Source organism: Salisaeta longa DSM 21114, from assembly GCF_000419585.1.
Lineage (GTDB): Bacteria > Bacteroidota > Rhodothermia > Rhodothermales > Salinibacteraceae > Salisaeta > Salisaeta longa.
Genome location: NZ_ATTH01000001.1, coordinates 300,009 through 322,880 on the forward strand (window position 1 = coordinate 300,009; position 22,872 = coordinate 322,880).

Here is a 22,872-nt window from a genome sequence, read left to right on the forward strand (position 1 = left end):
GGACGTGCCCGTGCGAAGAAGCCCCTCTGCAACCATCGACCGCCAAGCGAGCCCATGACCGCCATGCCACGCGCCACCTCTGCCCTGCATACCGACTTGTATCAGCTCACCATGCTTCGCGCCTACCAGCGCGAGGGCATGCAGGAGACGGCCGTCTTCGATTTGTTTGTGCGGCGCCTGAAGGATCGGGGCTACCTCGTTGCGGCGGGACTGGAGACGGTGCTCGACTTTTTGGAGGGCGTCGGGTTTACGTCTGAAGACCAGGCGTATCTGCGCTCGCTGGACGACTTCGACGATGCGTTCGTCGATGGCCTGGCGGATTTTTCGTTTACGGGCGACGTGTACGCGGTGCCGGAAGGCACGCCGGTGTTTCCGGAGGAGCCGCTGCTGGAGGTGGTGGCCCCGATTGGCGAGGCGCAGCTGGTGGAGACCTACCTGCTCAACCAGATGACGCTGCAGACGACCATCGCCTCGAAGGCGGCGCGGGTGGTGCAGGCCGCCACCGCCGACGGCACCGACCGCCTTGTGGCCGACTTTGGCATGCGCCGCGCACAAGGCCTCGATGCGGCGTTGAAAGGCGCGCGGGCCGCGTACATTGCGGGCGTCGATGCGACCTCCAACGTGGCGGCCGGGCAGGCGTACGGCCTCCCGGTAACCGGCACCATGGCCCACAGCTACATCGAAGCGCACGATCAGGAGGCGGCGGCGTTTACGGCCTTCATGGATACGTACCCGGAGACGATTTTGCTGGTGGACACCTACGACACGCTGCGCGGCGTGCGCAAGGTCATTGACCTGGCCCAGCGGATGGGCGACGACTTTAAGGTGCGGGGGGTGCGCCTCGACTCTGGAGACCTCGCGGCCCTCGCGAAGGAGGCGCGTCGCCTGCTCGACGACGCCGGGCTGCACGACATACAGCTCGTTGCCAGCAGCAGCCTCGACGAGTACCGCATCGCCGAGCTCCTGGCCGATGGCGCGCCCATCGATGGGTTTGGCGTGGGCACGCGCATGGCCACCAGCGCCGATCAGCCGTACCTCGATAGCGCCTACAAGCTAAGCGGCTACGACGGCACGCCACGCATGAAGCTCGCAACCGACAAGTCGAACCTGCCCGGTCGCAAGCAGGTGTACCGCCAGCTAAAGAACGGCACGGCCGTGCAAGACGTCATTGCCACCGAAGAAGAGACGGTGGAGGGCACGCCGCTGCTGCAGAAAGTTATGGAAGCGGGGCAGCGCGTGGGCGAGCGGCCGTCGGCGGATGCGCTGCGGGCCCGGTGCGCGGCGGCTACCGCCCAGCTTCCGGAAGCGCTGCGCACGCTCGATGCCGATGCCGCGTACCCGGTGGCCTACAGCGAAGGGCTTCAAGAGCGCATCCGCGACACCAAGGCCGCCATTGAAGCACGGCTGGCCACCCCTGCGGCATAATAACCCGCGCCGTTTTATTGCCTCGCATGAGTGCTGCCATGACCTCCTCTAACGAATCCGCCCGGCTGCGTACCCTGGCCCAGTACGCAGTGGTGGATGCGCCGCCGAAGGCCCCGCTGAACCGGATCGTGCGGCTGGCCCGCCGCCTCTTTGACGTGCCCATCGCGCTCGTAAACTTTATCGACCGGGATCAGCAGTGGTGCGTTGCCGGAGAGAACACGGCCGATGCTACGATGTCGCGCGATCTGTCGTTTTGCACGCACCTTGTAGACAGCGAGGCGCCATTTCTGGTGGTGGAAGACACGCGCGATGATGCACGCTTCGCCAACCACCCGATGGTGACTGGAGGGCTCCAGATACGGTTTTATGCCGGCGCGCCGCTGGTGGCCCCAAATGGCCACCGGCTAGGGTCGCTGTGCCTCATCGACCACGAGCCGCACACGTTTGATGCCGAGGACCGGGCGCTGCTCGCCGATCTTGCCCACGTGGTGATGGACGAGATCAACATGCGGCACTATGCTTTTCATCTGGGAAACGAAGCCGTCACGGCCAACCGGCATCCGCATGCCACCCGGATCCTGGAGAGCATCACCGACGCCTTTGTGGCGATCGACGCGTCGTGGCGCTTCACGTACGTCAACCGGCATGCCGAAGACCTTTTGGGGCAGTCGCGCGATGCGCTGTTGGGCCGCAAGGCGTGGGCGGTGCTGCCGGAGGCGCTCGATCCCGCATTCCGGCAGCAGTTTGAGCGGGCGGCGGCGGAGCAAACCACCGTAGCGTTTACCGACTACTACCCGCCGCTAGCGCGCTGGCTGGCGCTCAAGATATTTCCATTTCCGGGCGGCCTCACCGTGTACTTCAACGATGTGACCGAGCAGGTGGAGCAGCAGCGGGCGCTCGAAGACGCCAAAGAAGCCGCCGAGCGATCCAGCCGGCTCAAGTCGTCGTTCCTAACGAACCTCAGCCACGACGTGCGCACGCCGCTTGCCTCCATCATGAACAGCACCAAGCTGTTGGAGCGCGAGGTGGAGGCGGCCCTTCAGCCACGCGTGGCGCTCATCCAGCGCAGCAGCGAACGACTGCTCGCCACCATCAACGCCGTGCTCGATTTCTCGAAACTCGAAGCAGGCAGCGTAACGCCTGCGCCGCGGCGCGTTGACGTGGCCGATGAAGTGCTGGGCACCGTTGAGTGTTTTCAGGCCGAGGCCCGCGCGCAAGACATAACGCTGCGCGCAACCGCCACGCCCGATGTCATCGAAGCCACGCTGTGCCCGTCGTGCCTGCACCGCATCGCCGACCACTTGGTAAGCAACGCCCTCACGTTTACCGACGCCGGCGGGCGCGTGACTGTTACCGTAGAAGGCACCGAGGAAACGGTGCGCATGTGCGTAGCCGATACCGGTCCGGGCATTGCCGAGGATTTTCAGGACGTGCTGTTTGAGCCCTTTACCCGCAACGACGACCACAGCGGCCGCGAGGGCACGGGCCTTGGACTTGCCATCTGCCACCGCCTCACCGAACTGATGGGCGGCACGATAACGATGGAGTCGACCGACGGCGAGGGCGCTACCTTTGTTGTCACGTTGCCGCGCGCGTTTAGCGACAAATAAAAAGCGACCCTCACATGCCGTGAGAGCCGCTTCAGCCTGCCCGGGAGGATTCGAACCCCCGACCTGCGCATCCGTAGTGCGCCGCTCTGTCCATCTGAGCTACGGGCAGAAAACCGGATGTTGCAGCGTCCGTGCCGCAACAGGAATCACAGGGTAGCACGCGCGGTGCGCACTTGCAAGCAAAGCCTTGGTGAAAGTAATCACACGCGCTCGGCGGTGGTGCGGCTGCCCTGCATATCCAGGCGACGTACACGCAGCGCACGCCCTGAAAGATCCGCGGCCCGCGATTCTCATGGAGGGTTCACAGGGCACGCAGGCGCCGATCTTCGGGCACGTTTTACGGATGTAACCGGCCCGTGAAGGGAAAACAAAGCCCACCAGTGGAGTGTACAGGATTGACGCAACGCAGATGCCCAATTTCGCACGGTTATTTCCCACGACATACAGCGACTATGGCTTTTACACTCCCCGATCTTCCGTACGATTACGACGCCCTGGAGCCGCACATCGACGAGCAAACGATGCGGATTCACCACGGCAAGCATCACCAAGGATACACCAACAAATTGAATGCTGCGCTTGAAGGGCGCGACGACCTGGCCCAGCATTCCATTGAGGAGCTCCTGACGAGCATCGACAACCTGCCGGCCGACATCCAAACGGCGGTGCGCAACAACGGCGGCGGGTTTTACAACCACCGGCTGTTCTGGACCATCCTGTCGCCCAACGGCGGCGGCACGCCTTCGGGCGCACTGGCCGATGCCATTGACGAGGCGTTCGGCTCGTACGACGATTTCAAGAGCGCCTTTAAAGACGCGGCCACTGGGCAGTTTGGCAGCGGATGGGGCTGGCTCGTGGCGCATCCCGACGGCTCGCTTGAGGTGACCTCGACGCCCAACCAAGACAATCCGCTGATGGAGGGACACACGCCCATCCTCGGTGTTGATGTGTGGGAACACGCGTACTACCTGCACTACCAGAACGAACGCGGCACGTACGTCGATCACTTCTGGGAAATCGTCGACTGGGATGCCGTTGCTGAAAACTACGAAGCGGCCACCAGCTAAACACGACGGCACGTATTTCGCATGAGGGGCAGAAGGCACTCCCTTCTGTCCCTCGTTCGTATCTGGGCCGTGCATCACCGGGCCAACCGCTTGTTGCACCAAGCAATCGTGATTCTGCGTGAAAGCCACGAGCTGCACGGCTTGCGTTGCCAATCGAGTGGATAGATTCGCGGCTGTCTTCTATTTTAGATTGTGCGTGGTGTCTCCACCGATACACGGCCGGGACGTATCCTCACTTGACCCACCTTTGTGATGGCTTCTCTCGACGGATTAATGCTCTGGACGGTCTACGGCACGCTTGCGGCCCTTAGTTTGGGCATCGCGGCGGCCTTCGTTCGGGTACTGCGCGGGCCTACGCTGGCCGATCGTATCGTGGCACTTGATCTGGTGGCGTACCTTGCCATTGGCTTTTTAGGTACGTACGCGGTGCTGGCCGACGAGTCGACGTACATCGATGCGGCGCTTGTGCTTGGCCTGCTCGCCTTCTTGGGAACGGTAGCTGTGGCGCGCTACATCGAACGCATGCATCTCGACGAAACCACTGAGCGTCCATGACCGACCTGGTTGCAGCGCTGCTGATGATTGGCGGCACCCTGTTCATGCTGATTGCCGTGGTGGGGCTCTTGCGCTTGCCCGACCTTTACACCCGCATGCATGCCATCTCAAAGGCGGGCACGGTAGGGGTTGGTCTTTTGCTCATTGGGCTGACCGTGCACTTTAGCCACTTCAGTTTTACGACGCGGGCCGTGGCGGTCATCCTCTTCATCTTGCTCACGGCGCCGGTGTCGTCGCATCTGATTGGGCGGGCGGCGTATCTGTCGGGCATTGCGCTGTGGGATCGCTCGCGCTTCGATCAGTGGGAAGCGTCGCTTGAGAATGTGCCGCACGAGTCGGTGGTCGACGAGTCGGCGGTGGAGCGCGCTGCGCCCGATGATGCGCCCGAGGCCTAGCACCGGATTTCTCCTCAAAACTCTCTGATCTCTTATGCTCTGGGCAGTTCTTGCCATCTTTGGAGGGGCGGTGCTCGCGCCGCTGATTACACGCGTGGCCCGGCGCCAAGCTGGCGTTGTGCTGGCCCTGTTGCCGGCGGCGGCCTTCGTGTTCTTCGTGCAGCAGGCGCCGTCTATTGCTGCAGGCGCGGTGGTCAAAGAGGCCTATCCCTGGGTGCCGGCCTATGGCCTGTCGCTCAGCTTTTACCTCGACGGGCTGAGCTTGCTGTTCGCTCTGCTCGTTACGGGCATTGGTACGCTCATCGTGCTGTATGCGGGCGGCTACCTGGCGGGCAACGACGAGCTGGGACGCTTTTACGTGCAGCTGTTGGCGTTCATGGGCGCGATGCTGGGGCTCGTGCTGGCTGACGACATCATTCTCTTCTTTATCTTCTTTGAGCTTACGAGCCTCACGTCGTACCTCCTCATTGGCTTTTACCACAACGAGGAGAGTGCGCGGCGGGCGGCGCGTAAGGCGCTCGTGGTGACGGGCGGCGGCGGCCTTGCTCTGATGGCGGGGTTGCTCTTGCTGCAGCAGGTGACGGGCGCGTGGGCGTTCTCCGACATGCTGTCGATGGGCGCGGCGGTAACGGGCGACTCGCTCTACACCCCAATCTTTGTGCTCGTGGCGATTGGCGCGTTCACGAAGTCGGCGCAGTTTCCGTTTCATTTTTGGCTGCCGGCTGCCATGGCCGGGCCCACCCCGGTGAGCGCGTATCTACACTCGGCGACGATGGTCAAGGCCGGGGTGTTCGTGCTGGCCCGGCTGCTGCCGGTGCTGGGCGGCACGGCCCTGTGGACGAACACGCTCGTGGCGTTTGGCGGGTTTACGATGCTTCTTACGGCCTGGCTGGCGCTGCGCTACACCGATTTGAAACAGATTCTGGCGTACACCACCACCATGGTGCTGGGGCTGCTGGTGCTGCTGCTGGGCGTGGGCACCGAAGCGGCCGTCGCGGCAATGGTCGTCTTTACCCTGGTGCATGCCTTGTACAAGGGCGGCCTGTTCATGATGGCGGGTAACATTGACCACGAGACCGGCACGCGCGACGTGCGCGAGCTGGGTGGTTTGAGGGAAGAAATGCCCTTTACGATGGCCGGCGGACTGGCGGTGGCGCTCTCGATGGCGGGTATTCCGCTGCTGTTTGGGTTTGTGGGCAAGGAGCTGGTGTACGAGGCGGCGCTGCACGCCGGGGCGCTCAGTAGCGGATTGTTGGTGGTGGCCGTGCTTTCCAACGCGGCCCTCGTGGCATCGGGGCTTGTGGTGGGCATCAAGCCTTTCTTTGGGCGCGAGAAGGGGGCCTTCACGCGGCATCCGCACGAGGCGCCCTGGGATATGTGGCTGGGGCCGGTGGTGCTGGGGGCGCTCAGCATTCTCTTTGGCATCCTGCCGGGGCTGGTGGACCATGCGCTGTTGCAAGGCGCGCAGGCCGCCATCCTGCAGGAAACCCATGCGATGCACCTGGCGCTGTGGCACGGCATTACGCCTGCGCTCATCGCGAGCCTTGTGACGTTTGCGCTGGGCGGCGCGCTCTACTACTTCTGGGAGCGCCTGCAAGCAAGTGCGCCCATGGCGGCCCTCGATCGCTTCTTTGGCGACGGCCCCGGCGCGGTGTTCGAGCGCGGCCTGTACGAAACGGCGCGCCTCAGCGCGGCCGCAACGCGCGTAGCGCAGCCCGGACAGTTCCGGACGTACCTCGTAACAGTTTTTGTGGCCTTCATCCTTATTGCAGGGGGCGGCTTTGTGGCACAGGCCAATGTAACGTGGACGCACACCCTGGGCACGATCAAATATTACGAGCTGGCCCTCGCCGTCCTGATTGTGCTCTCGGCGTTTGCGGCCATCCGGGCCCGTGAACGCTTTACGTCCATCCTGGCGCTTAGCATTGGCGGGTACAGCGTGTCGCTGCTGTGGCTGCTGTTTGGGGCGCCGGATTTGGCCCTCACGCAGTTTTCCGTCGAAACGCTGTCGCTCATCCTGCTCGTCATCGTGCTGATTCACTTGCCGGGCATCGAGGAGCGCGAGCCGCTATCCCGCCGCATACGCGATGCCCTGGTTGCAACCGGTGTGGGCGCCGTGCTCACCACAGCGATGCTGGCGGCCCTCACCATGCCGCTGAACACACGCCTCAGCGAGTATATGGTGGATATGACCTTGCCGCGCGCGAAGGGGCACAACGTCGTTAATGTCATCCTGGTCGACATCCGCGGGTTTGATACGATGGGCGAAATCACGGTGCTCACCATCGCCGCGCTGGGCGTGTTTGTGATGATGCGGATGCGCCGCACCCCGCTGCCCTTCGCGGCCTCGGACGATGACGGTTCTGGTTCCTCTTCTGCAAACGCCTCTTCGGCATGATCTACTCGCTTATTTTTCGGGTGGCGGCCCGGTTGCTGGTGCCGCTCTTGCTCCTGTTCTCGGTCTTCATGCTGCTGCGCGGGCATAGCTATCCCGGTGGCGGCTTTGTCGGCGGCTTGGTGGCGAGTAGCGCGTTTGTGATGTACGCACTGGCTGCCGGCGTAACGACGGCGCGCAAGCTGCTGGGCTTCGAGCCCCAATCATTGCTGGGGGTGGGGCTTAGCTGTGCCGTGGGCGCAGGGCTCATTGGGCTCTTTTCCGGCACAGCGTTCATGACGAGCCTCTGGTTGAAGGTGCATCTGCCGCTGCTGGGCCTCGTAAAGCTGGGAACGACGCTGCTCTTTGACATCGGCGTAATGCTCGTGGTCATTGGCACGGTGCTGCTGATGGTGTTTTCTGTGGAAGACCGCTTGCCGGGATTGGTAGAAGACTGATCCGCGGCCTCCTTTGCATGTGCATTCGATGACGCAACGCTATGGAAATTGTACTGGCCATCGTCTCTGGGCTTCTTTTTGCGTGCAGCTTCTACCTGATGATGCGGCGCAACCTGCTGCGCTTCGTGATTGGCCTCATCATCCTGAGCAATGCCGTTAACCTGCTGATCTTTACGATGGGCCGCCTCACCCGCGGCGAGCCGCCGCTGATTCCGCACCATGGGGCGTCTACGCTAGCGCCTCCGTATGCCAATCCGTTGCCGCAGGCGCTTATCCTCACAGCGATTGTGATTAGCTTTGGCTTGCTGGCGTTCACGTTGGTGCTGGTATATCGCAACTACACCGTGGGCCGCACCGTCGACGCGGATGCGTTGCAGGCTTCGGAGCCCGCCCGTCCGCCCGCCATCAACCCCGAGGGTACGCCGCGCCTGCCTGCGTAGCGCCCGCCTGCTCGTTTCTCCCGCCTGATCTTTGCGCTTTATGGACGTCTTGCTTGTTCTGCCCGTTATCGTGCCGATGATCACCGGCATCATCGCGTTGCTGCTGCGCAACCACCTCACGGCGCAGCGGGTGGTAAGCGTGCTGGGCACCGTAGTGCTCGCGGGCGTTTCCGGTACCATCCTCTGGCGTGTTATGACCAGCGGCATTCAGGCCGTCCAAATGGGCAGCTGGCCCGCACCGTTTGGCATCACGCTCGTCGCCGACCCGCTAAGCGCGGGCCTCGTGGCCGTGGTGGGCCTCGTGGCCGTGGGCATCGCGGTGTACGCCCTGGGCGGCATCGACCTTGAGCGACAGCGCTTTGGCTTTCACACCCTGTTTCACATCCAGCTGATGGGCGTGAACGGTGCGTTCCTTACGGGCGACCTGTTCAACATGTACGTGTGGTACGAGGTGCTGCTTATCGCGTCGTTTGTGCTGCTCGTGCTGGGCAACGAAAAGCGTCAGCTGGACGGTGCCGTGAAATATGTGGGGATCAATCTCGTGGCCTCGGCGGCTTTTCTGTCGGCCATTGGCCTGATGTACGGCATGACCGGCACGCTTAACCTGGCCGACCTCGCAGGCAGCATGCAAAACATTCGCGGATCGGGGCTGGAGGCGATGATGGCAGGTCTCTTCCTGGTCGCCTTCGGGCTCAAGACAGCGATTTTTCCGCTCTACTTCTGGCTGCCGGCCTCGTATCATACGCCGCCCGCCGCCATTGGGGCCATCTTCGCCGGGCTGTTAACCAAGGTGGGCGCTTACTCGCTCATCCGCGTGTTTACCCTGCTCTTTCCCGATCCCACCGGATACACGCAGACGTTGCTGCTTGTCCTGGCCGCCGCCACCATGATTGTGGGCGTGCTGGGGGCGCTGGTCGAACACGAGGTGCAGCGCCTGCTGGCCTTCCTGGTTATCAGCGCGATGGGCTACGTGATCATGGGGCTCGGGTTTTTTACCACCTTGGGCCTTGTGGGCGCGATCTTCTACATTTTGCAGGATGTGCCCGTCAAGGCGACGGTTTTCCTGGTGGGCGGCCTCATGGAGCGCGAGACCCAGGCGCGGTCGCTCAAAGAAATGGGCGGGTTGTATTGGCACCGTCCGGTACTGGCGCTGTCGTTCATCGTGCCGGCGTTTTCGCTCGCGGGCTTTCCGCCGTTTCCCGGGTTCTGGGGAAAGTTGACCCTCGTGCAAGCGGGCCTCGCGAGCGGGCAGTACGTGATGGTGGCGGTTGCTCTTGTGGTTGGGCTCTTAACGCTGCTTGCGGTCGCGCAGCTGTGGTCGCAGGCGTTTTGGGCGCCCACTGAGGCGGATGAGCTGCCGGTGCGTGGCACGTGGCGCGAGCGATTGAGTATGCATGCTCCGGTGGTCGTGCTGGCGTTGGTCCTGTTTGTGGCCGGACTGTACGCGCAGCCGCTGTACGTGGTGGCACAGGCCGCCGCGGCCTCCCTCATGGATCCCGCACCCTACATTCAAGCCGTCCTCGGTTCGTAAGCCTCCCCTGATTTGCTTGGGCTGTTATGATCTTTACGCTGGTTCGCATTCTGATTTTTACGCTCATCTGGGCGGCGCTGCAGGGGTCGTTTAGCGTGGGGAACGTGCTTGTGGGCGTGTTGGTGAGCGGCGCGGTGCTCGCGGTCGTCCGCCCCTTGTATGCCGATGACGCCGCCAGCGGAGCCGCCCCACGGCCCATACGGCGCTTATGGAAATTTGTCGTTCTGGTGCTGGTGTTCCTGCGCGAGTTGGCCCTGTCGGCCACGCGGGTGGCGCAGATCGTCCTGAAGCCGACGCTCGACATTCAACCGGGCATCGTGGCTTATCCGCTCGACGTAGCGACGGATCGGGAGATTACGGCGCTGGCCAACCTCATCACGCTAACGCCCGGCACCATGAGCCTGCACGTTTCCGAAGATCGCTCGACGCTGTATGTGCACGCCATCACGGTTGCGTCGGAGGATGGCCACGACGTGATTGAAGACATCAAGGGTTCGTTGGAGAAGCATGTGCAACGTGCGCTCGGCCCCCGATCGGCAACAGAGGTGGCATGACGCTTGACGCTGCAGCGGGATCGGTGGCGGCGCGTTGCGCGACGGTGCACCTTCGCACCTGCACGTACACGGCAGCTGCGGCAGCGCGCTGGCACGCGTGGCTATCGCCGCCCGAGCAGGCCCGCGTGGCATCGTTTGGGCACCCGAAGCGGCAGCGCGCCTTTGTGTGCGGGCGGGCGGCGGCACGGCAGGCGCTGGGGCAGGTCCTGGAGCGGCCCCCGGCCGAGGTGCCGCTCATTAAGGCCGACGATGGCGGCGTAACGGTAGCGGGCACGCCCTGGCATTGCAGCATCGCGCACTCCGGGCCCTATGCCCTTGCCGCATGCGCCCGGCACCCTGTGGGCGGCGACCTGGAAAAGATTCAGCCGCGTGATGCGTCGGTTCGTCGGTTTCTGTTTGCGCCCGAGCAGCGCACCCTCCCCGATACGCTGCCGTACCCGCCCGACAGCGCGCTCATTTTGTGCTGGACGCTGAAAGAGGCGGTGCTCAAGGCCCAGCGCACCGGCTTTCAGTGCTCCCCCAAGCACTTGTACCTCACCGTGCATCCCGACGCGCGCTTCGCCGTAGCCGACCTCAACGGCGCGCGGTGGCATGTGCACTTTGCGCAAGGCGCCGGGTACTGGCTGAGCGTGGCCGTGCCTGCTTCCCTTTCATGAATCACTCCGCCAATGATGTCGTCGGTCTCTTCGCTTCTATCCGCCGAGTGGCAGCGCCTGCGCGGGGCCCTGCAGCGCCTCGACACCCAAACCATGACGGTCTGCACGCTCACGGCCTTCCTGGTCGTGGCGCAGTATGTGCTGGGCGGGCGCGACATGTACTACGCGGTGGTGGCCGATGTCCTCCCGGCGGCGTGGCGCGGCCTCGGGGCCTGGGCGTGGTGGTTTGGCGTACAGGGCGTGTTGGGCTTTGTCGTTCCGCTGGCCGTGCTGCGGGGCGCGTTCAAGCGGTCGTGGGCCGATATGGGGCTGGGGGCGGGCAACGCGCGTCTGGCGGGCGCGGGCCTCGCGGTGTATCTGCCACTGGTGGCGGTGGGCACGTGGGTGCTGTCGGACGGCGCGGCCTTTCAGCAGCAGTACCCGCACTACCAGCCCGCCGCTCATGCATGGGACGTGTGGTTGCTGTATGAGGCCCTGTTCTTGTTTTACTGGATGGGGTGGGAGTATCTGTGGCGCGGGTTCATGATCTTTGGCACGCGTCATACGCTGGGCGCGTATGCCATCTTCGTGCAGGCCATTCCCTTTGCTGCGCTGCACGTGCAAAAGCCCTGGCCCGAAGCTTTCCTTTCGGTGGTGGGCGGCCTGGCGCTGGGGGCGTTGGTGTGGCGCTGCCGGTCGTTTTGGATTGCGGTGCCGCTGCATGCCGCCCAGATGATGCTGCTGGATTTTTGGTGCACCCTGCGCATCCGCAGCGGCGCCTCGGGCCTTGGCCTTGGGGCGCTCATGGACGCGCTGCAGGCGATGAGTCGCTCGTAGCGGTGGTCCGCTGAAAGAGGCGTCGCCAGTGCGGGCCTTGCACGATGAGCGCGCCGGCACCAAACGCCACGTAAAAGATGAACTGCGCGGCGTGCGTGAGCACTGCATAGGTGGCCGCTTCGGCAGCGGGGACGCCGTACAGCAGCGTGAGCGCTTGAATGGTGATGTAATGATACGAGCCCAAGCCCCCGGGGGTGGGCACGAGCAGGCCCAGCGCGCCGAGGGCCATGAGGGTCCATGCATCGACCAACCCAATGTCGTAGGGCGCCGCCAGGTGAAGCATCCGAAAGGGCAAGTAGGCCATCAGCAGGTAGCCGCCCCACATGGCCAGCGTGGTGCCCAGGATGGTGCCGCGGCGCGGCGAGGTGAGGAGGGTGCGCAACCCCGACCGAAATGACGCGAGCGCCGGGCGGAAGTGCGTCGTCCACCAGCGGCGCAGCGTAGAGCCTTCGCGGCGCAGGGCGTACCACGTACCGCCCCCGAGGAGCAAGACAGCGAGCAGGACGAGGCCCGCGATCCAAAGCAAGCGGGCATCGGAGAGGACCGACAGGCGCGTGGTGATCGGCGCCAGGAAATGCGTGTACAACGTGTCGATCTTCGAGAAGAGCAATCCAACGGCGCTAAGCAACGCCAGGCCCAGGACGATCGTGTCGAAGATGCGCTCGCTGACCACCGTGCCAAAGAGCGCGCTGAACCGCCGGCCGGTGCGCGTGCTCATGTTTACCGTGCGGGCCACTTCCCCCATGCGCGGGGCTACGTAATTCATCATGTAGCCAATCATGATGGACGCAAACGAGGCCCGTAGCGTGTTTTTCTCGGGCGGTGCCTCGGGCGAGGACGGCAGCGCGTCGATGAGGACGTTCCAGCGCCAAGCGCGCATCACGTTGCTCGCCACAATCAGAAGGGCCAAAGGCGCCAGCCAGCGGTAGTCGGCCTGTCGAAGGGCCGTCCACAGCCGGTCGAGGTCTACGCCGTAGAGCGCAACCAGAAGCAACCCGGCAGCAAACAGCAAGCTGCCGATGTGAAGGAGCAAGCGGCGAAGGCGAGAACTCACAGGCGGTCAGGATGAGCGAAGGTCAACAACGTCGGCGGTGTCGGGCGGGGTGAAGCGGAAGGTGTTCGCCGGAAGGGAAGGATTGGGCACGAGCGTGCGCAGCGCAATCTCGAACGACGTGCCGTTACGGTCGCGCGCCACGAGTTGCGTGATGAGCCGGTCGGTGGTGCGCACCCACAGCGTAAGGGCCTCGAAGCGCGTGGTATCGGACTGCGCGGCCAGCGTGAGTACGGCGTGCGGCGCCCCGAGGCGCGTCCCCGAACGACGCTCGGTGACCGCGAAGCGCGCGGCGAAGTCAGAAAAAAACGCGGTGGGCGTAAGGCCCTGCGCACGGTCGTCAACCCGGTCGATGATCACCTGTTCTTGCACGCGGTCGTAAATCCACAGCGTCGTGCCGTTCGAAACGATCGTCTCCGTGCCGGTCTCAATCCGATACCGATTGCGCTGCAGCCAGATGATGCCGTCGGTGGTTTGGCTGCCGTCGCCAAAGGTAGACGTGGTGCGCTGCGTGAACTGTGCGCGCAGCCCGTCGAGTGCGTTGTAGCGCGCTTGAACCGCCTGGAGCGTCACCGTAGCGGGTGCCGGCTGGGCTACCAGGCCGCCGGCGGCAAGAACAAGCCACAAGACACAAACGAGAAGCGAACGCATGGCACCGAACGGTTGAATGAAACGAAGCAGGGGGCAGGCCATCGAGGCCTACGCACAGATGGGGCGCGGTTCACGCCGCATGGCCGGACGCACGCCGCCGATTGTGCAGCCTCAACGATGCACGATCGCGCATTGTTGTTCGGGGCGTGGTGCTTTCCATCGGTGTTTCACGCCGGAGCTTTTCGGAACGGCCCGCGGCTTCGTACCTTTGCACGCACCGCCGCCCGCTATTCACCGACGGCTGATTGCCTGTGATCATTACCATTGACGGCCCCGCCGGGTCGGGAAAAAGCACCACGGCCCGCGCCGTGGCGACCCGCCTCAGCTACGTGTACCTCGACACCGGCGCCATGTACCGCGCCGTAGCGCTCGCCTTTGTAGAAGCCGATGCCGATCCCACCGCCGACGCCGCCTCGCGCGTGCTCGACGACCTGCGCGTCGACGTGTTCTACACCGGCGATACGATGGGCGTTCGCCTCAACGGCCGCGACGTCACCGACCAGATCCGCACGCAGGCGGTGGGCACCATGGCAAGCCAAATTAGCACCCTGCAGGCCGTGCGCGAGAAGATGGTGGCCGAGCAGCGCCGCCTCGGAACGCACCACGTCGAAACGCACGGCGGGGTGGTGTTGGACGGGCGCGACACCGGCACGGTTGTCTTTCCGGAGGCCGACGTCAAGATTTTTATGGACGCCGATCCGTGGGAGCGCGCGCGGCGGCGGAAGAAAGAACAAGAAGCCGAGGGGCGCAGCGTATCGCTCGAAGCGGTTCACAAAGAGATCGTTGCCCGCGACGCGCAAGACCGCACGCGCGACATCGCCCCACTCCGAAAAGCCGAAGACGCCGTCGTTTTAGACACCACCGCGCGCACAATTGAAGAGCAGGTGGACTTTGTGGTAGCACAGGTGGAAGACGCCCGGCGCCCCGATGCAAACGGAACGTAGGATGGGGGCGGCGCTTTAACACCTTTCCGAACCCGGTGCTGTCCTCATCTTGAGGCCTGGCACAGCACCGCCAACACCCCGAAACTTTCATCCGCCGGCATTGCCGACGCGCCAGGCGCCGCGTGCTGCGCACTATGTTGTTTGCGGCGTTGCAGCATGACGCTGTCAGACAAATTCATTCACCCAACCAACGTATATGGCACAAGAGCAAGAACAAGCCCCTCCTTCCACAACGCCCACGCCCGACGCGTCCGACGTCGAAACAACGGACGCTGGTGACGCCCCCGCCGCCGAAGGACAAGAAGCGGAAGCGGCGCACAAGCCCGTGGACACCGATGCGCCGGCCGACGGCGAAGTCGAGACCGAAGCATCTGCGACGGACGACGCACCCGCTGCCGAGGCAACCGACGAGACCCCGGCCGACGAAGCAGCAGCCGAAGACGAAGAAGCGCCAGAACCGGCCGAGGTGAGCCGCCTGATTGAGGAAGCGGTAGAGGAAGCCTCGCACGAGATGCAAATTCCGACCGGCGATGCCGTAACGCCCGACAGTGGCGCGGCTACCGAGGAACCCATGTCGATGGCCGCCACCGACCTGGTACGGTCGGAAGAAGCCCAGGGCTTCACCGGCGACATCATGGGGCGTACCGTAACCCTTGAGGAGCTGGAAGCCGAGGAGCGTAGCCACACCGAAGATCCGGTGTACGAGCAGTTCCGCCAGCTGATTGACCGCACCACCACCGACCTCCGCGAGCTGGAAATCGTGCAAGGGCGCGTGCTGGAGGTCAACGATGACGATGTCATCATCGACATCGGATACAAGAGCGACGGCATCGTATCGCGTGACGAGTTCGACCGCGAGCTGAAGCGCGGCGATACCGTTGAGGTGTGGCTGGAGCGCAAGGAAGATCGCAACGGCCAACTCGTGCTCTCGAAGGAGCGCGCCGATCAGGAACGTCGTTGGCAGCGCGTGGAAGAAGCCTACGAGAACGAAGATGTGCTCGAAGGTACGATTATCCGTCGCATCAAGGGCGGCATGATCGTCGACTTGTTCGAAGGGCTCGAAGCCTTCCTGCCGGGTTCGCAAATCGATGTGCGCCCCGTGCGCGACTTCGATGCGTACCTCGAGAAGCGCATGGAGTTCAAGATTGTCAAGCTCAACCCGGAGAACGAGAACATCGTGGTCTCGCACCGCGAGCTCATCCAGGCCGAACTGGAAGAGCAGCGCGAGCAGATCCTCTCCGAGCTCGAAGTGGGGCAGGTGCTGCAAGGAACCGTCAAAAACATCGTCGACTTTGGCGTCTTTATCGACCTCGGCGGCGTGGATGGCCTCCTGCACATCACCGACCTCTCGTGGGGGCGCGTCTCGCACCCGAGCGAGGTGGTAGACCTCGACGAGGAGATCCAGGTGGTAGTGCTCGATTACGAAGAAGAGCGCCAGCGCATTTCGCTGGGGCTGAAGCAGCTGCAGCCGCACCCGTGGGACAACATCGGGGAGAAGTACGACGAAGGCGAAACGGTGGAGGGCAAAGTGGTCTCCATCACCAACTACGGGGCCTTCGTGGAGCTGGAGAAAGGCATCGAGGGGCTCGTTCACATCAGCGAGATGTCGTGGACGCGTCACATCAAGCACCCCTCGCAGATGGTCTCGCTTGGCCAGCTCGTGGAGGTGAAGATCCTCAATATCGACGAGGAGGAGAAGAAGATCTCGCTGGGCATGAAGCAGCTGGAGCCCGACCCGTGGGACGGCATCAGCGATCGGTATCCGGCGGGCACCGTGCTTACCGGCACCGTGCGCAACATCACCAACTTCGGCGTCTTTGTCGAGATCGAGCCGGGCATCGACGGCCTCGTGCACATCTCGGATCTGTCGTGGACGAAGAAGGTGCGCCATCCGTCCGATATGGTCAAGAAGGGCCAAGAGATGGATGTGGTGATCCTCAACATCGATGAGGACCGCCGCCGCATCTCGCTGGGCCACAAGCAGGTGAAGACGAATCCGTGGGACCAGTTCTCCGAGGCGTACGCCGAGGGCAACGACACCACCGGAGAGGTTGTACGCGTGGAAGACAAGGGCCTCGTGGTCGAGCTTCCCCTCGATGTGGAGGCCTTTGTGCCCGGCAGCGAGCTCAAAAACGGTCCGCGCGACTTCGAGACCTTCTACCGCATCGGGCAAGAGCTCGAGTTGCGCGTCATTCGCTTCGACAAGGGGCGCAAGGATATCGTCCTCAGCGAAACGGCGAAAGACCGCGAAGAAGAGCAAGCGGAGCGTCGTCAGGAACGGCACGCCGAGCGTCAAGAGAAGCGCGAACAGAAGCAGGCCGTACGCAGCTATCAGCAATCGCAAAGCAGCAGCGAGTCGACCGGTGGTCCGACCACGGGCCCGACCACGCTGGGCGAGCTTTCGGGCTTGGCTGACCTCAAAGCCGAGATGGAAGAGGCAGAGCGTCAGACCGATGAAGATACCGACGCCGCGGGCTTTGACGAGAGCGCTGGCTTCCCGGACAACTTCCCGCATGTGAGCGTGCTGGAAGGTGCCGACATCAACTCGGTGGCTGAGCTCCGTGCGATCGACGACTTCCAGTCCATTAAGGGCATCGGCGAAGTGTACGCCGGCGAGCTCGAAGATGCACTGGCGGCTATGGACGAAGCGCGCAGCTAATCGCGCCTCCCACATACCGGAGCATTCCGCACAGCGGGCGATGGGGCGTAGCCCTGTCGCCCGTTTTGCATGATGCATGGGCGCCAGCCCGACGGCCGACAGCGTGTGACGGGAGTTGCAGGTTCCACGCCCGAAACGCCTGTGTTGCTTTCAGTATGGTTGTTTGGTTGCGATTGGCACAACTGCACGCCCAACGCACAAAAAGCAGCACGCTTCTTATCATTGCGAGGACTGAGGGGCTGGAGGTCATGCCACTGGTGCGATCTCCATGTACGTGCAATAGCGCCCGATTGCGGAGATTGCCCCCGCGGGATGACCTAAGGGCCCCCACGCTCACTTCGTTCGCTCGCAATGACAAAAGGGCTGAAATGCAAAACGATACGTGAATGGTTCAGATGGCTGTTCGGACGGGCCTGACCAACTGCACGCCCAACGTCAAGAAATGCAGCACGCTTCTTGTCATCGCGAGGAATGAACACACGTGAGTGACGCGGGGGCCGGAGGTCATACCCCTGGTGGGGCCGAAGGTCATATCTATGATGGGGCCGGAGGTCATGCTACTAGTGGGGCCGAAGGTCATATCTATGATGCGATCTCCATGTACACAGACAAACGCCGCATCATGGAGACCACTCCACAGCAGAGAAGTCCATTGCCGATGAACGGCGGGTTGCTCCATCCATCGGTCGCTTGCAGAAAAACGAAGGACTTGCAAAACATAACACTGTTAAGTATGTAGTAGTGTGTGCTTAACGGTGTTAAGCAGTCGGTCGAGGCGTTGCCGTTGTAAGCCCTTCCAGCTGCGCTGCTCGTCGAACAAATTGAAGAACAACAGCCATGGATGCTTTAAACCTACTTGCGCCCTATGCCGAGGCGCTCCCCACCTGGGGGCTCGTCGTTAGCGGTCTGGTCGTGCTCTTTGTGCTGGGCTTTACCGGTGCCCCGCTCATCGTGTGGGCCCTAGCGGGCGCCGCGGCGCTCTCGGGACTGGGCGCGCCGCTGGCCGTCTGGATTCCCTATCTCGCCCTCGCGGTGCTCTTCAACGTGCCGCCCATCCGCCGCGCCCTCTCGGCCGGCGTCATGAAGGCAATGGAGGCACTGCAATTTCTGCCGGTCATTTCCGAGACCGAGCAAACCGCCATCGACGCCGGGACGGTATGGATGGACGCGGAGCTCTTTTCCGGAAAGCCCGACTTCAAAAAATCGCTGGATCAGCTCTATCCGGAGCTGTCCGACAAGGAGCGCGCGTTTATCGACGGTCCGGTGGAAGAACTCTGCGCGATGGTGGACGACTGGGAGGTGCACCAGCGCGGTGATTTGCCGCAGGAAGCCTGGGACTTCATGAAGGAAAAGGGCTTCTTCGGTCTTATCATCCCGGAGGCGTTTGGCGGGTTGGGCTTCTCGGCTGAAGGGCGCAGCGCGGTCGTGCAGAAACTGGGCACGCGCTCGCTGCCGCTCTCCATTTCGGTGATGGTGCCCAACTCGCTGGGGCCGGGCGAACTGCTGCTGCACTACGGCACCGATCGTCAGAAAGAGCATTACCTGCCGAAGCTCGCGAGCGGCGAGCTCATTCCGGCGTTTGCACTTACCGAACCGAAGGCCGGCTCGGATGCGGGCGCTATGACGTCGCGCGGCGAGGTCTTCAAAGACGAAGACGGCGAGCTGAAGCTCCGCCTGAACTGGAACAAGCGCTACATTTCGCTGGCGGCCATCTCGGGCGTGCTGGGGCTCGCATTCAAGCTGCGCGATCCCGAAAATCACCTGGGCAAGGGCGAAGACCTGGGCATCACCTGTGCCTTGGTGCCCACCGACACGCCTGGCGTTAAGCTGGGGCGCCGCCACGATCCGCTGGGCATTGCCTTTTATAACTGCCCGACGGAAGGCGAGGACGTGGTGCTTCCCATTGACGCGATTATCGGCGAAGCAGATGGCGCCGGACGGGGCTGGGCCATGCTCATGGATGCCCTCTCGGCCGGGCGTGGCATCATGCTGCCTGCGCAATCGACGGGCGGCCTCAAGTACTTCACCCGTGTGGCAGGCGGTCATGCCGCCATCCGGCAGCAATTTGGGCTCAACATCGGCAAGTTTGAAGGCGTCGAGGAGCCACTGGCGCGCATTGCCGGACAAACGTACATTCTGGACGCGGCCCGCAAGTACACCAACGGTGCCGTAGATAGCGGCGAGAAGCCGTCGGTGGTATCGGCCATTGCGAAGTACAACTTCACGGAGATCCAGCGTGACGCTGTGAACGATGCGATGGATGTGCTGTCGGGCAACGGCATCTCACGCGGCCCGCGCAACCTGTTGGCCAATGCCTACATCGGCACGCCCATCAGCATCACGGTGGAGGGCGCGAACATCTTAACGCGCACCATGATGATCTTTGGCCAGGGCGCCATTCGCTGCCATCCGTACGCGCTCAAGGAAATTGAGGCGCTCATGGACGGCGATGTGAAGGCGTTCGACAAGGCCTTCTGGAGCCACATCGGGCATGTGGTGCGGAACGGATTCCGGGCCTTTGGACTCAGTCTCAGCCGCGGCACCCTCGCCGGCACCCCCGTAAGCGGTCCACACGCGTCGTACTACCGCAAGCTGGCCTGGGCTTCGGCGAGCTTCGCGTTCTGGGCCGACATGGCCATGGGCAGCCTGGGCGGCGCCCTGAAGCGGAAGGAGAAGATTACCGGTCGTTTTGCCGATATCCTGTCGTGGATGTACCTGGGCATGGCCACGCTGGCGCGCTTCGAAAAAGAAGGACGCAAACCCGAGCAAGAGCCGTTTATGCACTGGGCGATGCAGCACAGCTTGGCCCAGATCCAGGAGGCGTTCGATGGGCTCTTTGCAAACCTGAAGGTGCCGGGCCTCACGTGGCTCATCCGCGGCATCGTAGCCCCGTGGGCGCGCTTCAACACCATCGGCACGCCACCGTCCGATGCGCTCGGCCACGAAATTGCGCAGGCGATTCAGGAAAAGGACGGAGCCCGCGAGTGGCTCACGCGCGACGGGGTGTACATCCCTACCGACAAGAACGAAGCCCTTGGCCGCCTGGAGTGGGCCTTTGGCCTCACGCGCGACGCGTACCACATTGCGCAGAAGATCAAGGACGCCGTGCGCAACAAGCAGCTGCCGAAGAAGCGTCCGGCGGCGTTGCTCGACGAGGCTCTGGCCGAAGGCGTGATCTCGCAGGACGAGTACGATACCGTAAAGGCTGCGGAGGAAGCGCGCGCCGAGTACATCAAGGTCGACTCGTTCGAGCTGGAAGCGTACCGCACCAACCGCGACATGCCGGGCGATCCTGTGGGCGAGGGCGCGTTGGCGTCCAGCATCCAAGAGACGCTCGACCGCGACCTTACCGACACGGAGGTGACGCCCGACGACGTGGGCGACGGGGCCCCGGGCGTACGGGGCGACGGTGCCACGAAGTCGCCTGAGCCGCCGCAAGAAACGGTGTAGGGACGATCTGCCATAGCGCAATCGTGAATGCTTGTGAGGGGCCTAGCCGGGCAACCGGTTGGGCCCTTTGGCATGGATGGCGGCGCTTACGCGATGCGTTCGAGCAGGGCCACGAAGAACCCGCCGGTGTTGTTGTGGTGGGGCCAGAGGCGCGCCGCGTGCTGCAGCGAGGCATCGAAGGAGGTGCCGTTCCACTCCGTACAGCCGGGCGCTGTGCGTAGGGCCTCTACCGCAATGGGGCGCAGCGTTGCACGGCCGTCCCATTGTGTGAGGACGGCATCCACCACCGCTTCGTTTTCCTCGGGAGCATACGTGCAGGTGGAGTACACCACGCGCCCTCCGACGCGGCAGTGCGTGAGGGCCTTGCTCAGCAGCGCTCGCTGCGTAGCGGCCAGCGCATCGTAGTCGGAATCTGCTGTGGCCATGGGGTGCTTGCGCGAGGTGCCTTCGCACGAACATGGAGCGTCGACCAGGACGCGGTCGAAGCGCCCGACGTCGTGAGGGAGCTGGGTGCCGTCGTGCTGTGTTACGGCGCAGTTGGCAATGCCCATGCGGTTGAGGGTGCTGCGCAGCACGTAGAGGCGTCCGCTGCTTCGGTCGTTGGCCACCACGGTGCCGCGGTTGTTCATGTGCACAGCCAGCTGTGCGGTCTTATTCCCGGGGGCCGCGCACAGGTCGAGGACGCGCTCGCCGAGCTGTGGATCGAGAATGGGCACCGGAAGCAAGGAGGCGGCCTCTTGAATGTGCACGTGCCCTGTCACAAACGGCAGCAAGGTGCCGGGGGTGGCATCGGACGCGAGCTGAAAGGCATACGGCAGCCACGGCAGCGGCGTGGGCTGCACCCCCAGGGCGTCCAGATGGCGGCGTATGCGGCGGGGCGTGGTGCGGAGCGTGTTGGTCCACACCACCTCGGGCAACGGACGCGCGAGCGCCTCGGTAAAAGCCGTCCACCGGTCAATTAACGGGCGGTAGCGCGCAAAAGGATGAGCAGGCATGCAGGGAAGAAATGAAACGGAGGGGGAAGCGCACGGTCAGGGACGGATGCGATCGCGCCAGCGCGCCGGTGGGCCGGGCGTTACGGCTACGAAGATGTCGTCGCGCACGCGCCAGGCCAGCGCGCCGCGATCGGTGTAGCGGCGCGTAAAGACGGCCGAGCTATCTTCGAGCACGACGCGCACTTCGCGCGGTACGGAGGCGCGGTCGGCGAGGGCATCAAAGAGCGCGTAGGAGTACGCATACACCACGAGGCGCATCGTCGTCGTGGTATCGTTGAGAACAAACGCCGGAACGGGCGTGCTGCCCAGGCGCAAGGTGCCCACGCCGGTGAGCCGCGTTCCGTCAATGCGAGGCATCGACACGCGCCGTCCAAACGTCGTGCGGATGTAAGCTGCCGCCGCTTCAGGGGAGGGCTGGGGGGCGACGGGGCGCACGGTTTCGGAGCGCCGAACCGACAGTTGCAAGAGATCGGGAGTGGGCGCGGGCGCAGGCTCCAAAAAGCTCATGAGGGCCCAGGCACTTCCGCCAATGACGAGCAGCGCTGTGACGGCTGCGATGAGGCGCCGCCACGGCACGAACGCAAGCGCGCTGGTTGAAGATGGGGGCGACGTGGAGGCGTCGCTGTTTGTGGGCGAAGCCTCGGCGGCCGCGTTTGTACCAGCGGAGGCGACCAGGCTCGCTACGCTGGCGCGGAGTGTGCTGGGCGCCGGGTGGTAGTAGTCCTCGAGGACCGACCGAACAACCGCATACAGCCGGTCGTCCGCCACCGAGTGGAGGAGGGCATGGGTACCCTGCGGTGTGACGGCCCGGAGCGCGCGCCGCAGGGGCGTCGTTACCGCATCGGGCGGCGCCGTCGCGGAACGCTGCAGCGCCGCGTGTGCAATGCGCAGGCGCTGCATGGGCATGCAGTGCGCCAGGGCCAGCGGAACGACCGTATGGAGCCAATCGGCAAGGGCGCGATCGGAGAACGTTTGTGGGGGGGATGCAGCGTCAGTTGGCGCTTCCGGCGCCTGTTCGGGAGCGGACCACGAGGCGTCCGTCGGCGCATCCTCAGACGCGGCGAGCGTGCGCACGGCGTAGGTGAAGAGCATGGAGCGGTTGGCAGTGGCCGGCTCGTGCTCGTCGCAAAGCGCCTCGTAGATGGCACGCGTGGCCGCTTCGGCTGCATCGGGGGCGCGAACGGTGCACGCGAGGGCATACACGTCGTCCACAAACTGCGTAAGGGGGGCAGAGGGCATAA

The 22,872-nt window shown here is 63.8% G+C and carries 19 protein-coding genes and 1 tRNA gene; 15 read left to right on the forward strand and 5 right to left on the reverse strand.

Features of this window, described 5'->3' with window-relative positions; translation table 11 throughout:
* The first annotated feature begins 54 nt into the window (after nucleotides 1-54).
* A complete protein-coding gene (locus SALLO_RS0101325; protein WP_022834529.1) occupies nucleotides 55-1,425 on the forward strand; it encodes a nicotinate phosphoribosyltransferase in 1,371 nt (456 codons plus the stop codon).
* A 38-nt stretch (nucleotides 1,426-1,463) separates the two neighbouring features.
* Nucleotides 1,464-3,035, forward strand: a complete 1,572-nt coding sequence (locus tag SALLO_RS0101330) for a GAF domain-containing sensor histidine kinase (RefSeq protein WP_022834530.1) — start codon at nucleotides 1,464-1,466, stop codon at nucleotides 3,033-3,035.
* A 35-nt stretch (nucleotides 3,036-3,070) separates the two neighbouring features.
* Here SALLO_RS0101330 and SALLO_RS0101335 read toward each other — a convergent pair.
* A tRNA-Arg gene (locus SALLO_RS0101335) sits at nucleotides 3,071-3,144 on the reverse strand.
* A 343-nt stretch (nucleotides 3,145-3,487) separates the two neighbouring features.
* On the opposite strand from SALLO_RS0101335, the gene SALLO_RS0101340 reads away from it, so the two are divergent.
* The 10 genes from SALLO_RS0101340 to SALLO_RS0101385 all read left to right on the forward strand — a co-directional run bounded on the left by SALLO_RS0101340 (nucleotide 3,488) and on the right by SALLO_RS0101385 (nucleotide 11,881).
* Complete coding sequence (locus SALLO_RS0101340; protein ID WP_022834531.1) at nucleotides 3,488-4,102, forward strand: superoxide dismutase; 615 nt, start codon at nucleotides 3,488-3,490, stop codon at nucleotides 4,100-4,102.
* A gap of 252 nt (nucleotides 4,103-4,354) precedes the next feature.
* Complete coding sequence (locus tag SALLO_RS0101345; RefSeq protein WP_028566769.1) at nucleotides 4,355-4,657, forward strand: monovalent cation/H+ antiporter complex subunit F; 303 nt, start codon at nucleotides 4,355-4,357, stop codon at nucleotides 4,655-4,657.
* Complete coding sequence (mnhG, locus tag SALLO_RS0101350; RefSeq protein ID WP_022834533.1) at nucleotides 4,654-5,052, forward strand: monovalent cation/H(+) antiporter subunit G; 399 nt, start codon at nucleotides 4,654-4,656, stop codon at nucleotides 5,050-5,052. The genes SALLO_RS0101345 and mnhG overlap by 4 nt, the downstream gene beginning before the upstream one ends.
* Before the next feature lie 34 nt (nucleotides 5,053-5,086).
* Complete coding sequence (locus SALLO_RS0101355) at nucleotides 5,087-7,450, forward strand: putative monovalent cation/H+ antiporter subunit A (RefSeq protein ID WP_022834534.1); 2,364 nt, start codon at nucleotides 5,087-5,089, stop codon at nucleotides 7,448-7,450.
* Complete coding sequence (locus SALLO_RS0101360; RefSeq protein WP_022834535.1) at nucleotides 7,447-7,884, forward strand: Na+/H+ antiporter subunit B; 438 nt, start codon at nucleotides 7,447-7,449, stop codon at nucleotides 7,882-7,884. The genes SALLO_RS0101355 and SALLO_RS0101360 overlap by 4 nt, the downstream gene beginning before the upstream one ends.
* A gap of 41 nt (nucleotides 7,885-7,925) precedes the next feature.
* Entirely contained in the window at nucleotides 7,926-8,324 is a 399-nt protein-coding gene (locus SALLO_RS0101365; RefSeq protein WP_022834536.1) for a Na+/H+ antiporter subunit C, read from the forward strand.
* Nucleotides 8,325-8,364: 40 nt separating this feature from the next.
* Nucleotides 8,365-9,855, forward strand: a complete 1,491-nt coding sequence (locus tag SALLO_RS0101370; protein ID WP_022834537.1) for a proton-conducting transporter transmembrane domain-containing protein — start codon at nucleotides 8,365-8,367, stop codon at nucleotides 9,853-9,855.
* 26 nt (nucleotides 9,856-9,881) lie between these two features.
* On the forward strand, nucleotides 9,882-10,409 hold the full coding sequence (locus SALLO_RS0101375; RefSeq protein ID WP_022834538.1) for a Na+/H+ antiporter subunit E: 528 nt from the start codon (nucleotides 9,882-9,884) through the stop codon (nucleotides 10,407-10,409).
* Nucleotides 10,406-11,065, forward strand: a complete 660-nt coding sequence (locus SALLO_RS14395) for a 4'-phosphopantetheinyl transferase family protein (protein WP_022834539.1) — start codon at nucleotides 10,406-10,408, stop codon at nucleotides 11,063-11,065. Before SALLO_RS0101375 ends, SALLO_RS14395 begins: the two co-directional genes overlap by 4 nt.
* 12 nt (nucleotides 11,066-11,077) lie before the next feature.
* Nucleotides 11,078-11,881 carry a CPBP family intramembrane glutamic endopeptidase gene (locus SALLO_RS0101385; RefSeq protein ID WP_022834540.1) on the forward strand — a complete coding sequence of 268 codons (804 nt, stop codon included), beginning with the start codon at nucleotides 11,078-11,080 and terminating at the stop codon, nucleotides 11,879-11,881.
* Here the strand turns inward: SALLO_RS0101385 and SALLO_RS14400 are convergent.
* Both SALLO_RS14400 and SALLO_RS0101395 read right to left on the reverse strand, forming a co-directional pair.
* Nucleotides 11,847-12,935 carry a lysylphosphatidylglycerol synthase transmembrane domain-containing protein gene (locus SALLO_RS14400; RefSeq protein ID WP_228702752.1) on the reverse strand — a complete coding sequence of 363 codons (1,089 nt, stop codon included), beginning with the start codon at nucleotides 12,933-12,935 and terminating at the stop codon, nucleotides 11,847-11,849. The two genes, SALLO_RS0101385 and SALLO_RS14400, sit on opposite strands and share 35 nt — an antisense overlap.
* Nucleotides 12,936-12,941: 6 nt before the next feature.
* The gene (locus tag SALLO_RS0101395) at nucleotides 12,942-13,583 is read right to left on the reverse strand and encodes a LolA family protein (RefSeq protein ID WP_040605700.1); all 642 of its coding nucleotides are present in this window, start codon (nucleotides 13,581-13,583) and stop codon (nucleotides 12,942-12,944) included.
* Nucleotides 13,584-13,834: 251 nt separating this feature from the next.
* Here SALLO_RS0101395 and cmk point away from each other — a divergent pair, with 251 nt between their 5' ends.
* The 3 genes from cmk to SALLO_RS14405 all read left to right on the forward strand — a co-directional run bounded on the left by cmk (nucleotide 13,835) and on the right by SALLO_RS14405 (nucleotide 20,636).
* Nucleotides 13,835-14,527 carry a (d)CMP kinase gene (gene cmk, locus SALLO_RS0101400; RefSeq protein ID WP_022834543.1) on the forward strand — a complete coding sequence of 231 codons (693 nt, stop codon included), beginning with the start codon at nucleotides 13,835-13,837 and terminating at the stop codon, nucleotides 14,525-14,527.
* A gap of 196 nt (nucleotides 14,528-14,723) precedes the next feature.
* Nucleotides 14,724-17,186: a 30S ribosomal protein S1 gene (gene rpsA, locus SALLO_RS0101405; protein WP_028566773.1), complete on the forward strand. Its 2,463-nt coding sequence runs from the start codon at nucleotides 14,724-14,726 to the stop codon at nucleotides 17,184-17,186.
* 837 nt (nucleotides 17,187-18,023) lie between these two features.
* Nucleotides 18,024-20,636 carry an acyl-CoA dehydrogenase gene (locus SALLO_RS14405; protein ID WP_022834545.1) on the forward strand — a complete coding sequence of 871 codons (2,613 nt, stop codon included), beginning with the start codon at nucleotides 18,024-18,026 and terminating at the stop codon, nucleotides 20,634-20,636.
* An 86-nt stretch (nucleotides 20,637-20,722) separates the two neighbouring features.
* Here SALLO_RS14405 and SALLO_RS0101420 read toward each other — a convergent pair whose 3' ends face one another.
* A complete protein-coding gene (locus tag SALLO_RS0101420) occupies nucleotides 20,723-21,631 on the reverse strand; it encodes an RsmB/NOP family class I SAM-dependent RNA methyltransferase (protein ID WP_022834546.1) in 909 nt (302 codons plus the stop codon).
* 36 nt (nucleotides 21,632-21,667) lie between these two features.
* Complete coding sequence (locus SALLO_RS0101425; protein ID WP_022834547.1) at nucleotides 21,668-22,870, reverse strand: hypothetical protein; 1,203 nt, start codon at nucleotides 22,868-22,870, stop codon at nucleotides 21,668-21,670.
* Nucleotides 22,871-22,872: the final 2 nt, after the last annotated feature.